Here is a 15,995-nt window from a genome sequence, read left to right on the forward strand (position 1 = left end):
ATGATCCACGAAGTCGACGAGGCGATGCGGAGCGTGCTGCGCGGCGGGGTCCTGCCGGAGGGCTCCGGGGAGGTCGCGTTCGAGGCACCGACCCGGGACTGGGCGGCACGGCGCAACGCCCCCACGCTCAACGCCTATCTCTACGACATACGCGAGGAGGTCGCCCGCCGCGAACGCGGGGCGATAGCCGAGCGGGACGCCACCGGGGTCGTCGTGCGCCGGCGGCAGCCGCGGCGCTGGTTCCGGCTGTCCTACCTGGTCACGGCGTGGACCACCCGCCCGGAGGACGAGCACCGGCTGCTGTCCGCCGCGCTGGGGTGCCTGCTCTCGCACGAGGTGCTGCCGGCGGCCGCGCTGCCGGACGCGCTGCGCGCCCTGGAGGCGACCCTGCCGCTGACGGTCGCGGTGCCGCCCCCCGAGTCCCGCTCGCTCGCCGACATCTGGTCCGCGCTCGGCGGTGAGCTCAAGCCGTCCCTGGACGTGGTGCTCACCGTGCCGTTCCCGGTCACGCCCTCGTACGACGTGGCGCCGCCGGTCACCGAGGGCACGGTCGCCCTCGTGCGGGGCATCGACGGCGTCCCCGGCGACTCCGAGCCCCGGATGCTCCGGACCACCCCGGGGGCCAAGCCGTCCACGACGGACAGCGGGGAGAAGCGGTGAGCGGCAACGAGACGTCCGGGCACGCCGGTGGCGCGCTGCTCGCCCGGCTGGCGGGACTGCGCGCACGGGTGGCGGACCTGGTCGAACGGCGCAGCGCCGACGATCCGACGGCCTCGGACCCGCTGCGCGGCCTGTATGTGACCCCGGAGACGGCCAGACGGCTGGCCGCCCAGCCCCCGACGACGGGCACGGACGCGCCGTACCCGGTGGAGAGATCCCCGGAGACGGCGTCCCTGGGCGCGGCGGACGAGGGGGCGCCGGACCGTGCGGCCGCGCTCGCCGCGCGGTTCCGGCTGTCGGCCCTGGACCTGCACATCCTGCTGGCCGCGCTCGCGCCCGACGTGGACCGGGGCTTCGAGCCGCTGTACGGCTACCTCAACGACGATGTCGGGCGGCGCCGGGCCACGGTCGCGCTGACCCTGGACCTCGCGGGCACCGGCCCGTACGCGCCCGCGGCCCGCGCCCGCTTCCACCCCGCCGCGCCGCTGCTGTCCGGCGGGCTGCTGGTCATCGAGGACGAGGACCGGCCGCTGCCGGGGCGGGCGCTGCGGGTCCCGGAGCGGGTGGTGGCGCATCTGCTGGGGGACGACGGCCTCGACCCCGAACTCAGCGGCGGGGAGGTGGAGCTGCTGCTCCCGGGCGAGGGTTCCGGGGGCCCGGCGGGAAGCGATGCCGGCGCCGGGGGCGAGCCCTTCGCCGAGCGGCTCGCCGCGCTCGCGGCCGCGCGGCCGGTCGCCGTCCACCTGCGGGAACGCCGGCCGGGTACCGCCGCCGAACCGGTGACCGAGGGTCTGCGGCGGGCCGGCCTGCCCGTCCTGCGCTACCGGCCGGAGGGCCGGCCCGAGGACGGCGCGGGCCTCGCGGGCGCGCTGCTGAGGGAGGCCCGGCTGCGGGGGGCCGCGGTCGTCGTGGGACCGCTGCCGGAGCGGCCCGAGGGGCTCGTCCGGGCGCTGGCGGGCGGGGACGTGCCGGTGGCCTTCTTCGGAAGCGAGCCGTACGACCCCGGCTGGGCGCCGGATTCCGGGCTGTTCGCGCTGGACGCGCCGGACGGCGGGGCGGCGGCCGACGAGGCCTGGAGCGCCGAACTCGGTTCCCTGGACGCCGGTTTCGACCTCGGCGCGGCCGTGGCCCCGTACCGGCTGGGCGCCGCGCAGATCCGGCGGGCGGCCCGTGCGGCCACCGCCCTCGCCGCCTTCGACGGGACGCCGGTGACCGCCGCCCATGTCCAGCACAGCGCGCGCCAGCAGTCCGCGCCGCTGCTGGACCGGCACGCCCGGCGCGTGCGGCCCGCGGTCGGCTTCGACGGGCTCGTCCTGCCGTCCGAACCGCTGTCGCTGCTGCACGAGCTGGTGCAGCGGGCGCGGCACCGGGAGAAGGTGCTGGGCGAGTGGCGGCTGCGCACCGGCGGTGGGCGCGGGCGGGGCGTGGTGGCGCTGTTCGCCGGGGAGTCCGGTACCGGAAAGACGCTCTCCGCCGAGGTGGTGGCGGGTGAACTGGGCCTGGACCTCTATGTGGTGGAGCTGTCCGCGGTGGTGGACAAGTACATCGGGGAGACCGAGAAGAACCTGGAGAAGATCTTCTCCGAGGCCGACCGCACGGACGCGGTGCTGCTCTTCGACGAGGCCGACGCCGTCTTCGGCAAGCGCTCGGAGGTCAAGAGCTCACACGACCGGTACGCGAACCTGGAGAGCGCGTACCTGCTCCAGCGGCTGGAGGCGTTCGACGGGATCGCCGTACTGACCACCAACCTGCGGGCCAACATCGACGACGCGTTCACCCGGCGGCTGGATCTGGTCGTCGACTTCCCGTTCCCGGACGTCGAGCAGCGGATCGCCCTGTGGCGTTCCTGTCTGGCGGCCACCCCCTGCGCGCCGGACCTCGGACTCGACGTCTGCGCCAAGGAGTTCGAGCTGGCCGGCGGGGCGATCCGGTCGGCCGCGGTGACCGCGGGCTATCTCGCGGCGGGGCGCGGCGGGCCGGTGACGGCCGAGGACGTACGGGCCGGGGCGCGGCGCGAGTACCGCAAGATGGGGCGGCTGGTGCCGGACGCCTCGCCGTTGTGGGACTGAGGGTCCGGGAGCTGCCGGGGCCGGGCGGTGTGCCCGGCCCCGGCCCGGGTCACTGCCCTTCGGCGATCTTCCAGTCCTGCCGGTCGTAGGGCCCGTCGGCGCACCTGAAGGACACCGCGCCCTTGTCGTTCTGCATGTCGGTCAGGCATTCGTCGTTGCTCACGTTGATGATGCGGGAGCGCCCGCCACCCGCGTCCACCATCCGCCACTTCTGATGCGGCGGCAGCTTGCCCGAGGTCAGCTGCTCCGCGTCGGCCGCGATCAGCTCGACCTCGTTGGTGCCCGGCTTCAGCTGGGCGATGCTGCCCGGGGCGTTGCCCGGCTCCAGGGCGACCGTGTTGTCCTCGGCGTAGTGGTGGATGGTCCACCACTGGTTGCGGCCGAACTGGTCGTCCGTCCATGCGGCGCTCTGGCCGATCTGTGTGCCGTCCTCCTGACCGCCCTGATTGGCCTGGAGGTACCAGCCGCCGTTGGCGCCGGACCGGATCGTCTGCTGCTGCGGCCCCTCGGGCTCCCCGCCGCCGTCATCGGCGGGCGGCTCCGGCGCCGGCTCCTCGGGCTTCTCCTCGGGCTTCTTCTCCGGGGGCGGGGAAGGCGCCGGTTTGGACGGCTTCTCCTCCTTCGCCGGGAGCTTGTGGGACTGGCTGGCCTTCTCCCGCGCGCTGCTGGCGACCTTGGGCACGTTCTTGAACCACAGCGCCACGAAGGCCAGCGCCGCCACGAGCAGCAGTGACAGCAGCGCCATCACCCAGCGCGGCAGCACGGACGGCTGGAGGTAGGTGCCGCGCAGTTCGGTCGGCTCCGAGGTGCCGGCCCGCGTCACGGACACGGTGAAGGGGTGCTTGTGCTCGCCGCCGACCCAGCTCACCGCGCCGGGGCGGATGTTCAGGTCGACGAAACCGGCGCGGCCCGGCGCGATCTGCACCGAGGTCGGCTCGGGCTCGACGGTGAGGGCGTCGCCGTTCTCCCGGCCGGACAGGGAGACCGTCAGCGGCTGGTTGCCGAGGTTGTCGACGGCCGCCGACGCCTTGGCCCGCCAGCGGCCGCGTACGGTCAGCGGCACCAGCTCACAGCGGAGTTCGGTGAACGGTCCCACCGTGACCTGGCCCTCGACCACATCACGGATCTCGGGGTGCTCGGCCGGCTCGACACGGATGCCGAAGGGCGTCGGACCGGCGGCGGCATCGGGCGTACGCGGGGGCGCGAACTCGACCTGCGCCGTGCCCTCGGCCCCGGGATACAGCCGCAGCACATCCGGCTCCACCCGTGTCCAGCCCGCTGCGGAGCCGACGGGCTGCAGCCGGTACTCCTCCACGGTGTCGCCCGTGTTGCGTACCCGCAGCCTTACCCTCGCGTCGGAACCGGGGTCGACGGTGATCGCGGCCGGTTCCAGTGAAGTCCACATGCTCACCAGGGCAGTCAACCGGCGACGGCGGTCCGGGTCAGCGTGCGTAAGGGCAGAGCCGGGGGCAGAGCGCGATGTCCTTACGGCTCTTCACACCCCGTGGCGGGCCCGTGCGGCCCCGGCGGCACCGTGCGCACCATCGCGGCTCCCCCGGGCCGCTCACCCGGCGGCCGAACGGCCGCCGGCCGGGCTGCCCGAGCCGGTTCACCCACCCGCCGACCAGGGACGGGAGCTGCGCCGACGGCGGCCGGGACCACCAACCAGGTCACGAGGAACGGGTCCGGAGCGGTACACGTGCCATACCCGCAGGCTAGGCCCGTGTGCGCGGCCCGCGGTGGTACGAAAGTGCCGGGACGGGGGCATCGACTCCTGCCCGTCCGGCTGCCTCAGGAGGGCTCCGCGAACAGCCGGGCACCGTCCGCCGCCGCGGCCGCTCCCGCCTCCGCCCGGCCGGTTCGCGCGAGAGGAGCCGGGTCCGGGTCAGCGCCGCCCGGCACGGGGTCCGTTCATACCGGCACCGCCGCCACACCGGCCACGAAGGGGCCACCGCCCCGTGTGCCGCCTCGGCTGTGCCCGGCGGTACCGGGCACACCGGGACCGGCCGCAGGGTCTCCCGGGGCAGGCGCACGGTCCGGCCGAACGTGTCGGTGCCGGGGCACGGGCCGCCGAGCAGGCGCCGGGCGCGGGCCGCGGCCGCCTCGTCGCCGTGCCGCCGGGCGCTGTCCACGGCGTGGCGCACCAGCGGTTCGAGGGCACGGTGGCGCGGGGTGCCGCGGAGCGCGTACGACCACGCGGTGAGGAGGTCCACGGCGGGGCCCAGCAGTCCGGGCGCCGTGTCCAGGGCCCGCCGCACGGTCGCGTACAGCCGGGTGTGCGTGTCCTGGAGCCATGCGCGCGCGGCGACCGCGTCGGCGAGCGGTCGGCCCGGCACGTCCGGGTGGTGCGGGGGAGCGGGCGGGAGGTGTCGCGGTCCGCTCAGTCGCGCCGCGGTCAGGACGGTGGCCAGCAGATGGCCGAAATAGCGGCGCTGTGCCGCCTCCCGCTCCCCCGGGCCGTCGCGGCGCTCGCCCAGGCGCCGGGCGAACAGCCCGACCAGCTCGTGGTAGCGGTAGCCGTCGTCGCCGTGCGGCTCCACCAGGCCGGCATCCACCAGCGTCTCGACCGCCGCGTCCGCCGCGTCCTCGGTGGTGTCCAGCAGTGCGGCAGCGGCGGCCCGGCAGAAGGCCGGCAGGCCGCCCAGGGCGAGGGTACGGAAGGCGTGCGCGAGGCCGGGGCCGAGCGCCTCGTAGCCGAGCCGGAAGGTCCCCTCCACGCTCAGGTCGCCGACCCGCAGCTCGTTCAGCCGCCGCTCCTCGCCCAGCCGGGCCACGAGGTCGGCCAGGGCCCACCCCGGCCGGGACGCCAGGCGGGCGGCGGCGATGCGCACGGCGAGCGGCAACCCGGCGCAGAGGGCGATCAGTTCGCGCGCTGCGGCCGGCTCGGCGGCCACCCGCTCCGCTCCCGTGATCGCGCCGAGCAGTCCCAGCGCCTCCCCCTCGGCCATCACCTCCACATGCACACCCCCGGCACCGGGCAGGGCGAGCGTCCGCGCACGGCTGGTGACCAGGACCGCGCACCCCGGCGCCCCGGGCAGCAGCGGCCGCACCTGCGCACCGTCGCGGGCGTTGTCGAGGAGGACGAGGACCCCGCGGCCGGCGAGCAGCGAGCGGTACAGGGCGGCCTTCTCCTCCAGCCCGTGCGGGACGGCGCTCTCCGCGACGCCGAGCGCGCGCAGGAAGTGGGTCAGTACGGCGCCGCTGTCGGCCGGGGCCGGGCCGGTGCCCCGCAGGTCCACGTACAGCTGTCCGTCGGGGAAGCGGTCCCGTACGGCGTGTGCGGCATGCACGGCCAGCGCCGTCTTGCCCACTCCGCCGAGCCCGCTGAGCGCGGCCACCACCGGCGCCCGTCCGCCGGCCGCCCCGCGCAGCGCGGACGTCAGCTGGGCCACGGCCTCCGTACGCCCCGTGAAGTCGGCGATGTCGTGCGGCAGCTGGGCCGGGACGGGTGGTGGCGGGCCGGGGCAGGAGGGGTCCCGGGCGGGCCGGGACGGGGCGAGCCGGCGGTCACGGCTGTCGTGGCCCTCGCGGCTGTCGCGGCCGGGAGCGGGCCGTGGGCCGGGGCCGGATCTTATGCCGGGGCCGGGCCCGGATCTTGTGTTGCCGGGCTGGGGCCGCGCGCCGGACTCGGGTCCATGGCGCCCCGCCCCCGCCCGCAACGCTTCGTACAGCGCGCGGAGTTCGCGGCCCGGTTCGGTGCCGAGTTCGGCGTCGAGGGTACGGCGGGTGGCCGCGTACACCGCGAGGGCCTCGGCCCGGCGGCCCGCGCGGTGCAGGGCCAGCATCAGCAGGGCCTGGGCCCGTTCCCGCAGCGGGTGCTCGGCGGCGAAGGCGCGCAGTGCGGCGACCGGGTCCGCCATGGCCCCGGCACGCCCGCCCGACTCCTCCACGCAGGCGAAGAGTTCCTCCTGGGCGGTGACGCGGAGTTCGGTGAGCCGGTCGCGCTGCCGCTGGGCATAAGGGCCGGGCAGTCCGGCCAGGGCCACGCCCTCGGGGAGCGCCAGCGCCGCGCTCAGCTGCGCGTACGCGCCCGCGGTGTCGCCGGCGGCCCGTAGTCTGCCTGCCGCGACCAGCCGCTCCTCGAACGCGGCGGCGTCCAGTGTCCCGTCCGGCACCCGCAGGGCGTAGCCGCCGCCCGACGACACCAGCAGGCGTGCGGGCTGCCGGAGCCCGCGGTCCGGCTCCAACAGGACGCGGAGCCGCGAGACATAGGTCCGCAGGGTGCCCACCGCCCGTGGCGGCGGCTCCTCGTCCCACAGCGCGTCCACCAGCTGCGGTACGGACACCGGCCGGCCCGCGTGCAGCAGCAACATGGCCAGCACGGCGCGCTGCTGCGGCGGGCCGAGCTGCAGCGGACGGTCCCCCCGCCAGGCCCGCACCGGGCCGAGCACCTGAAACCGCAACCCGTCGCCCCGGTCCGGGGCGCTCGCCTCCGCCGGGCACGTCAAGTCGTCCATATCGCCCGCCTCGCCGCGCACCGCCAGCTCGCTCCCCTGCCCCTGTCGCCCTACACGCCACCCCTTGGACCAGCACGGATGTACCGGCCTTACCAAACTAGCTCAGCCCTCTGACAGGGCAGTCCGGAAAATGACTGATAATGACCCAACGGCCAATCCCCCCTTTTTCTCCGGCCATTGGGGCTTCACACCGGTGCTCTTGTGTGCTGTACCGCTGGTTCACCGTGCGGGCTGACACTTTGCGGTGTTCGCCAGGGCAACCACACTGCCCCTTCGGCTCCCCTTCCGGCTCTGGCCACGTTTCGCGCTGCGGCCGAAAATCGGCGGTGGGGCGCCACCCTCACGGACCCCACGAACCTGCCGGACGCCAGAACGGGAGCCCTCGTGCGCACACACGAACGGCGCGGCGGGAGAAGGGAATTAACCTGCCGCACCGCGCCCCGCGGACCCGGCCAGGTACCCGCCCCGGTTCGGGCCCGGTCCGCCCACCGGACGGACCTGCTGCGCACCGTCCGGCGGACGGCGGGCAACGCGGCGGTCGGCGCCCCAGCGTGACCGAACGGGCAGCCCGCTCTGCCCCCGACGGGGCCCGTTCGTCTCTACAGCCCGGCCCGCCCGTCGGCCAGGGTTGAGAGCGTAGGGAGCAGAAGCAGCAGCAGTGGTGACGGGGGAGGAACATCGTGCGAGCACAGGACCGGCGGCCCGGCCCGGGAAGCGAGCGCGCGACGACGGTGCGCACCGTCCGTACGGCGTCCTCTCCCGCTTCCGGCGCGGTGCGGCGGACAGCGGCCGGTGAGGCGGAGCGTCACACCCCGGAGGCAACCGCCTTCCTGCGGCGGACCGTGGGCGACGCGGCGTTCCCGGCCGTCATGGCCGGTGCGGAGCAGCGCGGGCACGGGCCCGGCCACGGACACACCCTGCACACCGGCACCTCCGCCCCTGCCTCGGCCGGGTCCGTCGGCGCCCGCGCGTAAGCCTTTCCTCCTCACCGCAGAGCACCAGAAACCACCGAACCGGCCAGTTCGCAATTCCAGGGAGTAACAGAACATGCCCAGCTACCTGTCCCCCGGCGTCTACGTCGAGGAAGTCGCCAGCGGATCGCGGCCCATCGAAGGGGTCGGGACGTCGGTGGCGGCCTTCGTGGGGCTCGCTCCCACCGGCCCGCTCAACGAGCCGACGCTGGTGACGAACTGGTCCCAGTACGTGGCCGCCTTCGGTGAGTTCACGGACGGGTACTACCTCGCGCACTCCGTGTACGGGTTCTTCAACAACGGAGGCACCGCCGCGTACGTGGTGCGGGTCGGCGGGTCCGACGACCGCGCGTCGCAGACCGCCGCGGCCCCCGAGGCGCCCAGGGCGCTGACGGCCGGGGAGCCCACCGCGCTCGGCGCCTTCAAGGTCTCGGCGATCGCGGCCGGTTCCACCGCCGGCGGGGCGCTCACCGTCGAGGTGCAGGACGTCGAGGGCGAGGGCAACTCCGACCGGTTCAAGCTGGCCGTCAAGGACGGCGACAAGGTCGTCGAGAGCTTCGACGTCAGCGCGAAGAAGAGCTCGCGGAACTACGTCGTCACGCAGGTCAAGCAGCGGTCCAAGACCATCGCCGTCGAGGAGGCCGCCCCGGCCGCGCAGCTGGCGAAGCCGGACGCCCAGCAGGTCACGCTGGCCCCGCCCACCGCGGCCCCCGCGGCGCCCGCCACGAACGGCGCGGTCGAGCGGATCGCCTCCGGCCAGTTCATCGGCGACTCCGCCGACCGCACCGGCTTCGGCGGTCTGGAGGCGCTCGACGAGGTCAACATGGTGGCCGTTCCCGACCTGATGGCCGCCTACCAGCAGGGCCTGATCGACCTGGAGCAGGTCAAGGCCGTCCAGCTGGGCCTGATCGCGCACTGTGAGCTGATGGGCGACCGGATGGCGGTCCTCGACCCGCCGCCGGCGCTCAACGCCCGCGACATCCGCAAGTGGCGCCAGGAGATCGCGGGCTACGACTCCCGCTACGCCGCGCTCTACTACCCGTGGATCAAGGCCTTCGACCCGGCCACCGGCCAGACCCGCACCGTCCCGCCGTCCGGGCACATGGCCGGTGTGTGGGCCCGTAACGACTCCGAGCGCGGCGTGCACAAGGCCCCCGCCAACGAGATCGTCCGCGGCGCCGTCGACCTGGAGCTGCAGATCACCCGCGGTGAGCAGGACCTGCTCAACCCGGTCGGCGTGAACTGCATCCGGGCCTTCCCCGGACGCGGTATCCGGGTGTGGGGCGCGCGGACCATGGCCTCCGACCCGGCCTGGCGCTACCTGAACGTGCGGCGCTACTTCAACTACCTGGAGGAGTCGATTCTCATCGGCACCCAGTGGGTGGTGTTCGAGCCGAACGACGCGGCGCTGTGGGCCCGAATCCGGCGCAACATCTCGGCGTTCCTGGTGAACGAGTGGCGTTCCGGCGCCCTGTTCGGGCAGCGCCCCGAGGACGCGTTCTATGTGAAGTGTGACGCGGAGACCAACCCGCCGGAGTCCGTCGACGTGGGACGGGTCGTGTGCGAGATCGGTATCGCGCCGGTCAAGCCCGCCGAGTTCGTGGTCTTCCGGCTGGCCCAGTTCTCGGGCGGCGGCGGGGAGCTGGAGGAGTAGAAGCCACCACCGGGGCTTTCCCCCTCCGCTTCACCTGTCACCTCTCATCCGTCACGTTTTTCTTTCCCAGCACAGGAGTGAACCACTTTGTCCTTTCAGCCCGGTGACGCGATCGCCACACACAATTTCGGCCTGCAGATCGACGGCGTGATGGTCGAGTATCTGCAGGAGGTCAGTGGTCTGACCATGGAGCAGGACGTCATCGAGTACCAGCAGGTCTCGGCGGACGGAAAGCCCGTCGTGAAGAAGATGCCCGGCACGAAGAAGGCCGGCGAGTGCACCGTGACCCGCGGTATGACGGAGAGCAGCGCGTTCAGCGAATGGATCAACAAGTCCATTGCGGGCGACATGGGTTCGGCCCGTAAGAACGCCACCATCATGATGATGGATTACCAGAACAACCCGGTGAAGCGTTACAACATGCGCAATGCCTGGTGCAGCAAGGTGGAGACCAGCGGAGTCAAGGCGGGCGACGCCGCCGCGCTGACCGAGCAGGTCACCATCGTCTTCGAAGAGCTGGTCATCGAATAATGCGGCGCGACGGCCCGGCGGGGACGCAACAGCAACGTGAGCCCCTGCGGACGGAATTCGAGTTCGAGTTGCCGCGCGGATTCGTGGACGAGTCCGGGGCCGTCCACCGGAACGGCGCGATGCGGCTGGCGACGGCACGGGACGAACTGATCCCGCTGCGGGATGTGCGGGTGCGCGAGAACCCGGCCTATCTGTCGGTCGTACTGCTGGGCCGGGTCATCACCCGGCTCGGCACGCTCGCCTCGGTGCACGACGGAACGGTGGAGAACATGTTCGCCTCCGATCTGGCCTTTCTCCAGGACTTCTACCGGCAGATCAACGCGGAGGGGCACACGCGCGCCGCGGTGTCCTGTCCGCACTGCGAGGAGTCCTTCGAAGTGGAACTGGCCGGGAGCCGCCTGGGGGAATCGTGACGTACGCGACCGGGCGCATCGAGGAGGAAGTCGCCTATCTCGCCTACCACTTCCACTGGGGCGTGGACGACATCCTCGATCTCGAACATGCCGACCGGCGCGCGTACGTGTCACAGATCGCCGCCCTGGTGGAGCGGGCTGAAGGGAAGCAGTGACGGAGGATGGGGTTGTTCAGGTGGCGGCGGGGGGCGCGGGACGCCCGGAGCGCACAGGGTGCGCAGCAGGGGCCTGAGGCCGGGGCGCCCGCGGGTGCGGCTGCCGGGAGCGCGGACGGTGGTGGCGACGGCGGCTGGTCCGCCGTGCCCCCCATCCAGCGGGTCCTGGCGGCGCCCCGCACCGTCGCGGAAGCCGGCTTCGCCGCGTCGCTGAGCGCACACCACAACCCGTCCTTCGGCGGGGAACTGGGGCATGACGTGCAGGCCACCGCCCCCGGCGGGGTGCTGCGCGACGCCCTGGTCCCCGTCACCGGCCGCCCCGTCGACCTGGGGCTGCCGGTCCTGCGGCTTCCGGTCGCGGACCGGGCACCGGAGCCGACCGCCGAGGACCCGGCGGCAGGGTTCGGGAGCGCTGCCACAGCGGGTCCCGGCCCGGGGCGACGGGCGGGTACGGGGCGGAGCCCCGGTGGCCGGGCTGAGCGTTCCGGCGGGTCCGGGGCACGGATGACGGCTCAGCGTGCGGTGCGGGGGGAGGATCGGGGGGCGGCTCAGGCCGAGTCCCGGGGTGCGGCGCGGGCGGAAGCTCGGGGTGCCGGCCGGGCTGAGGCTCAGGGTGCGGATCGTGCGGATCGTGCGGCGTCCCAGGGTGGGGCGCGGGCGGAGAGTCCTCGTGCGGTACGTGGCGAGAGCCGTGGTGCGGCACGTGCAGAGGGCCGCCGGGGTACGGCGGCCGGCGAGGCGGCCCGGGGTGGGGCAGGTGGCGAATCCCGGAGTGCGGCCGTGCAGCGGGCGGTGGGACTGGGTGCGCCGCGCAGCTCGACGGCCGCAGCACGTACTCCTCGTCCGTCGGATTCGGGGGGCGCGCGGCCGTCCGCGAACCCGGGGAACGAGGCGCCGGGTGCCGTCCCGGGTGCGCCGTCGGCCACGTCGGCGCGTACGCCTCGGGTTGCCCCGACGGCCGGTTCGTCGGTCTCGCCGAGCATCACGTCCTCCGCCGTTCCCCCGTCCGGCACTCCGTCGGCCGGGGCGTCCGGCACGTCGGCGGTCACGCCGTCCCCCGCACCTTCGGGTGCCGCGCCCTCGGGTGCGGCGCGTGGTGGTCGGCCGGGCCCGGTGGCGGCCAAGTCGGCGTCCGGGGGCGGCGGTGCGGCAACCAGGGGTGCGGGTGGCACGGACGTGCCCCGTGCCGGGGCCGCGCCCAGTACTACGGGCGTTCCCGGTGCCGAGGCCGTGCCTGGCGGCGGAGGCGAGACCGCTCGCTCCGCGTCGCGCGGCGCGGCGCCCGCCGGCCTGCCCGTGGCCATGCCCGTGCGGCGGCCGGCCGGCGCACGGTCCCCGCTCACCTCGGCGGACAGGGTCGCGATGCCGCCGCGCCGGCTGCGGCCTGCCACCGCGTCGCGCCCGGCGAGCGGCGGCACCGCTCCCTCGGCCCCCGACGCGCCCGTGCAGCGCGCCGAGGCAGCAGCGCCTACGACAGCGACGCCCACGGCTCCGCACGCGGCGCCCCCGGTCTCTGCCCCCTCACCCCGCACTTCCGCCGCCGAGCCGGCGAGCAAGGGTGCGGCACCGGAACCCGCCGCTGTGCGGCCCGACATCCCCCAACGTGTCGTACAGCGGCGGGCCACCGGCCCACGCCGGTCCGCGCCGAACCGGAGCAGCGCACCGGAGGCGCCCCGGGCCACGGACACCACGCCCGGCGGCGGCCCGGCGCCGAGCGGTGACTCGACGCGGCCGGCACCAGGCACCGCACCGAGCGCGACGCCTGCCCCGAGCCCTGCCCCGACCCCTCGGCCGGCCTCTTCTGCCTCGCCGGCCAAGAGCACACCGCAGCGCGCGGACGCCAAGACCAGCGGACACAGAGCCCCGGGCCCGGTCGCGAACACTCCCGCGAGCCCGGCCGCGAGCCCGGCCGCGAGCCCGGCCCCGAGCGCGCCCCCGCGTGACGGCGACCGCACGAGCCCGCCGGTCCAGCGGACAGCGGACAAGGCCGCCCCACCGCCCGCTCGCCGGACCACGGGAACAGACCGACAGCGCCTGGGACTTGGCGCCCCGCTGCTCTCGGACGCGGACGGCGGTGGCCCGACCAAGGACGTTCCGTCCGAGGCACAGCCGGTCCGGCCGCCGGCCGGTCAGGGCCGTACGGCGGCCGCCGGTCCCGGCCCTACGCCGGCCCCCGGTCAGCCCTCGCGCCCCGCGGTCCAGCGCAGGCCACTGATCGGCGCACCCACCGAGTCCACCCCGGTCCGCCGCGAGGCGACCGCCCCGACGCCGACGTCTGCCTCTAGGTCCACGCCGACGTCTGCGTCAGCGCCCACGCCCCCGTCCGCGTCAGCACCCACGCCCATGTCCGCGTCCAAAGCGACGCCCACATCGGCACCGAAGCCGGCAGCGGCACCGGCAACAGCACCGGCACCGGCACCGGCACAACCGTCAGCACCCGCACAGACACACACGCCGCCCGCACCCCCGACTTCAACACCGGCTCCGCGCTCGTCCAGGACCCCATCCCCATCCCCGACTCCGACCCCGACCCCGACCCCGGCCCCGGCCCCGGTGCAGCGCGCTGCCTCGTCTTCCCCCTCGCCCGCCCCCGTTGGGCCGTCGCCGACGACACCCCCGTCGGTGAGCCGTGCTTCGGAGAGCCCCGCGCGGGCGCCCCGCGCGGCGGCACCTCGTAAGCCGCAGTCGCCCGGGACGCAATCCCATACGCAGGGATCGCACGCACCGGAGCGCGGTGCGCCGGAATCCCGCGCACGGGAGTCCGGCGCGGGCCCCTCCCAGGCCAAGCAGGCCCCCCAGTCGCTCACGCGCGACATACGGACGGCCGGCGCCGACCGTCCGCCCCGCGTCACCCGGCGGGCGCCGCTCGTGTCGGCGCGTGCGCTGGATCTGGTGTCCCGTCAACAGCCCACCGGGCAGCAGGCGGACGCCGCCCCGCCCGCGACGGTGCAGCGGTCCGCCACACGGGCCGCGGCCGCCGGTCCGGCCGCGGTCCAGCGCTCCAGCGTGCCGGCCGCGGCACCCACCGCCGTCCCCCTCCGCCCCGTGACGAGCACCCGGCACACGGCGAACACCCCGCACACCGCGGACCCGGCGAACACCTCAAGCACGGCGAACACCGCAGGCACGGGGGCGGCCCCTCCCCGCCCAGCAGGCCCCGCACCCCGGCGGGCGACCGGCGTGCCCGCCGTCGCCCTGCACAAACCGCCATCGGCATCGGCGTCGGCACCGGCACGCACGCCGCTCCCGTCGTCCACGCCGTCCCGTACGGTCCGGACCGCACCGGCCGCCCTCCCCGGCATGCCCATGGTGCAGCGAGCCCCCACACCTCCCACCACCCCCGGGGCCCCGGGTCCGGCTCCGCACCCGTCCGCGTCCCCGGCCACTCCCCCGATGTCCTCCCCCCAGCCCCTCTCGTCCACCGCCCCGCCCGCACGCTCAACCCCGGCCACTCCGCCCGCCGCCACTCCGGCGCAGACCTCCAGCCCCCTCCAGCGCACCCCCAACTCCCCCACAGCGGCCGCCCCGAGGTCCGCCACCACCACACCGGCCACCAAGAGGCCCGCCACCCCAGCGGCCTCGACCACCACCACCGACCAAGCCGCCTCCGCCAACCCCGCCACCTCTCCCGACCCCTCCGACCCCGCCGCCCTGGACGCGCTGGCCCGGCGTCTGGTCGCGCCCCTCTCGCGCCTGCTCCGTGCCGAGTTGCGCGGCGACCGTGAGCGCATCGGCCGGCTGCGCGACCACGGCCGCTGACCCGCACCCGTCCGTCCGGCCGACGACCTGCCCCTCTCCGCCTCCGCCGACTCCGACCCCGCCCCACCACCACTCCACCCGAAAGACCAGCCACCATGCCCAAGGCCCAGGACCCCGGTTCCACCGTCTTCTTCAAGCTGACCATCGACGGCCAGGACCTCGGCCTGTTCAACGGCTGCGACGGCCTGGCCTCCGAGGTGGAGGTGGAGCAGCGGCAGGAGGGCGGCAACAACGGTTTCGTCTGGCAGCTGCCCACCCGCGTCACGTTCTCCACGATCCGGCTCACCCGCCCGCTCACCGCCGACACCTCCCGGGTGGCCGCCTGGATCTCGTCGCTCGCCACCGGCATCACCCGGCCCACCGCGCAGATCGCCGCGCTCCGCGCCGACGGTTCGATCGTCGCGCAGTGGGGGCTGGTGGAGGTGCTGCCGGTGCGCTGGCAGGGGCCGAGCCTGGACCCGGCGAGCCCGGGGGTGGCGACCGAGACGCTGGAGATCGCGCACCACGGGTTCACCGACGCGGGAGGTGCCTGAGGTGGCCGCCCCCACCGGCGGGAAGGCGGGCGCGAGCCTCGTACGGGCCGCCCTCGCGATTCACCAGCCCCCCACCGACCTCGGCGGCTCCATCGGCGGCCGGATCGGTGAGGTGGAGTTCCAGTTCAATCCGACCCAGTTGCAGCTCGGGCGGGAGGCGGAGTGGCACACCCAGACCGCGGTCGCCTACACGCGGGGCGCGCCGCCCAAGTTCACCGGCACCCGGCCCGCCACGCTCCAGCTGGAGGTGTTCCTGGACGCCTCCGGCACCCCGAATTCCGGCAAGGTGCAGAAGCAGATCGAACTGCTGCTGTCCTGCTGCGAGGTGACGGCGCAGAGCGTCAACTCCAAGCGGCCTTCGCCGCCTTGGGTGCGGTTCTCCTGGGGCTCGTTCAACACGGTGCAGTTCGTGGCGTACGTGACGAGCGTCAGCGCCACGTACACCCTTTTCAACCCCACCGGCGAACCGATCCGCGCCACCTGCACGCTGTCCCTCACCGAGGTGGCCATGCCCACCAAGGGGCAGAACCCGACCTCCGGCGCGCTCTCCGCCCGCCGTATCCACCGCACGGTCGCGGGGGACTCGCTCGCCTCGCTGGCCTGGCGGGAGTACGGGGACGCGACCCGCTGGCGGCTGATCGCGGAGGCGAACGGGATCGACGATCCGATGCGGTTGCGGCCGGGCACGGAGCTGCTGCTGCCCGCCGCCGACGAAGACGCGCCGGAAGGCCGTCCCCCGAGCCTTCCCCCGCATCCCACCACCCACGAGGCCCGATGAGCAGCGAGAGCATCC

14 protein-coding genes are annotated in these 15,995 nt (G+C 74.9%); 10 read left to right on the forward strand and 4 right to left on the reverse strand.

Annotated elements, in window-relative coordinates; all coding sequences use genetic code 11:
• Positions 1-660, forward strand: a complete 660-nt coding sequence (locus tag ACGFN2_RS13325; protein ID WP_393359908.1) for a DUF4255 domain-containing protein — start codon at positions 1-3, stop codon at positions 658-660.
• A complete protein-coding gene (locus ACGFN2_RS13330; protein ID WP_393359910.1) occupies positions 657-2,729 on the forward strand; it encodes an ATP-binding protein in 2,073 nt (690 codons plus the stop codon). The genes ACGFN2_RS13325 and ACGFN2_RS13330 overlap by 4 nt, the downstream gene beginning before the upstream one ends.
• Before the next feature lie 49 nt (positions 2,730-2,778).
• Here the strand turns inward: ACGFN2_RS13330 and ACGFN2_RS13335 are convergent, their stop codons facing one another.
• A complete protein-coding gene (locus tag ACGFN2_RS13335; protein ID WP_362607030.1) occupies positions 2,779-4,134 on the reverse strand; it encodes a hydrogenase expression protein in 1,356 nt (451 codons plus the stop codon).
• 310 nt (positions 4,135-4,444) lie between these two features.
• On the reverse strand, positions 4,445-7,186 hold the full coding sequence (locus ACGFN2_RS13340) for a BTAD domain-containing putative transcriptional regulator (protein WP_393359912.1): 2,742 nt from the start codon (positions 7,184-7,186) through the stop codon (positions 4,445-4,447).
• A 680-nt stretch (positions 7,187-7,866) separates the two neighbouring features.
• On the opposite strand from ACGFN2_RS13340, the gene ACGFN2_RS13345 reads away from it, so the two are divergent.
• The 5 genes from ACGFN2_RS13345 to ACGFN2_RS13365 all read left to right on the forward strand — a co-directional run bounded on the left by ACGFN2_RS13345 (position 7,867) and on the right by ACGFN2_RS13365 (position 10,910).
• Positions 7,867-8,160, forward strand: a complete 294-nt coding sequence (locus ACGFN2_RS13345; RefSeq protein ID WP_393359914.1) for a hypothetical protein — start codon at positions 7,867-7,869, stop codon at positions 8,158-8,160.
• A 73-nt stretch (positions 8,161-8,233) separates the two neighbouring features.
• Positions 8,234-9,811: a phage tail sheath subtilisin-like domain-containing protein gene (locus ACGFN2_RS13350; RefSeq protein WP_393359916.1), complete on the forward strand. Its 1,578-nt coding sequence runs from the start codon at positions 8,234-8,236 to the stop codon at positions 9,809-9,811.
• A gap of 87 nt (positions 9,812-9,898) precedes the next feature.
• Positions 9,899-10,342 carry a phage tail protein gene (locus ACGFN2_RS13355; RefSeq protein ID WP_362607037.1) on the forward strand — a complete coding sequence of 148 codons (444 nt, stop codon included), beginning with the start codon at positions 9,899-9,901 and terminating at the stop codon, positions 10,340-10,342.
• Positions 10,342-10,755 carry a hypothetical protein gene (locus ACGFN2_RS13360; protein WP_362607038.1) on the forward strand — a complete coding sequence of 138 codons (414 nt, stop codon included), beginning with the start codon at positions 10,342-10,344 and terminating at the stop codon, positions 10,753-10,755. The genes ACGFN2_RS13355 and ACGFN2_RS13360 overlap by 1 nt, the downstream gene beginning before the upstream one ends.
• On the forward strand, positions 10,752-10,910 hold the full coding sequence (locus tag ACGFN2_RS13365; protein WP_362607040.1) for a DUF6760 family protein: 159 nt from the start codon (positions 10,752-10,754) through the stop codon (positions 10,908-10,910). Before ACGFN2_RS13360 ends, ACGFN2_RS13365 begins: the two co-directional genes overlap by 4 nt.
• Positions 10,911-13,087: 2,177 nt before the next feature.
• On the opposite strand, the gene ACGFN2_RS13370 is transcribed toward ACGFN2_RS13365, so the two are convergent.
• Both ACGFN2_RS13370 and ACGFN2_RS13375 read right to left on the reverse strand, forming a co-directional pair.
• Positions 13,088-13,225 (reverse strand): hypothetical protein, encoded by a 138-nt coding sequence (locus ACGFN2_RS13370; protein ID WP_362607042.1) that lies wholly within the window; start codon positions 13,223-13,225, stop codon positions 13,088-13,090.
• 585 nt (positions 13,226-13,810) lie between these two features.
• Positions 13,811-14,038, reverse strand: coding sequence for a hypothetical protein (locus ACGFN2_RS13375; RefSeq protein ID WP_393359919.1), 228 nt, complete (start codon positions 14,036-14,038; stop codon positions 13,811-13,813).
• A 265-nt stretch (positions 14,039-14,303) separates the two neighbouring features.
• On the opposite strand from ACGFN2_RS13375, the gene ACGFN2_RS13380 reads away from it, so the two are divergent.
• From ACGFN2_RS13380 to ACGFN2_RS13390, 3 genes are all read left to right on the forward strand, one after another.
• A complete protein-coding gene (locus ACGFN2_RS13380; RefSeq protein WP_393359921.1) occupies positions 14,304-14,669 on the forward strand; it encodes a hypothetical protein in 366 nt (121 codons plus the stop codon).
• Between the two features lie 95 nt (positions 14,670-14,764).
• A complete protein-coding gene (locus tag ACGFN2_RS13385) occupies positions 14,765-15,202 on the forward strand; it encodes a phage tail protein (protein ID WP_362607046.1) in 438 nt (145 codons plus the stop codon).
• Position 15,203: 1 nt separating this feature from the next.
• Positions 15,204-15,980, forward strand: a complete 777-nt coding sequence (locus ACGFN2_RS13390) for a LysM peptidoglycan-binding domain-containing protein (RefSeq protein WP_362607048.1) — start codon at positions 15,204-15,206, stop codon at positions 15,978-15,980.
• The last annotated feature ends 15 nt before the right edge of the window (positions 15,981-15,995 follow it).

Origin of the sequence: Streptomyces sp. NPDC048612, from assembly GCF_043199295.1 — a bacterium.
Lineage (GTDB): Bacteria > Actinomycetota > Actinomycetes > Streptomycetales > Streptomycetaceae > Streptomyces.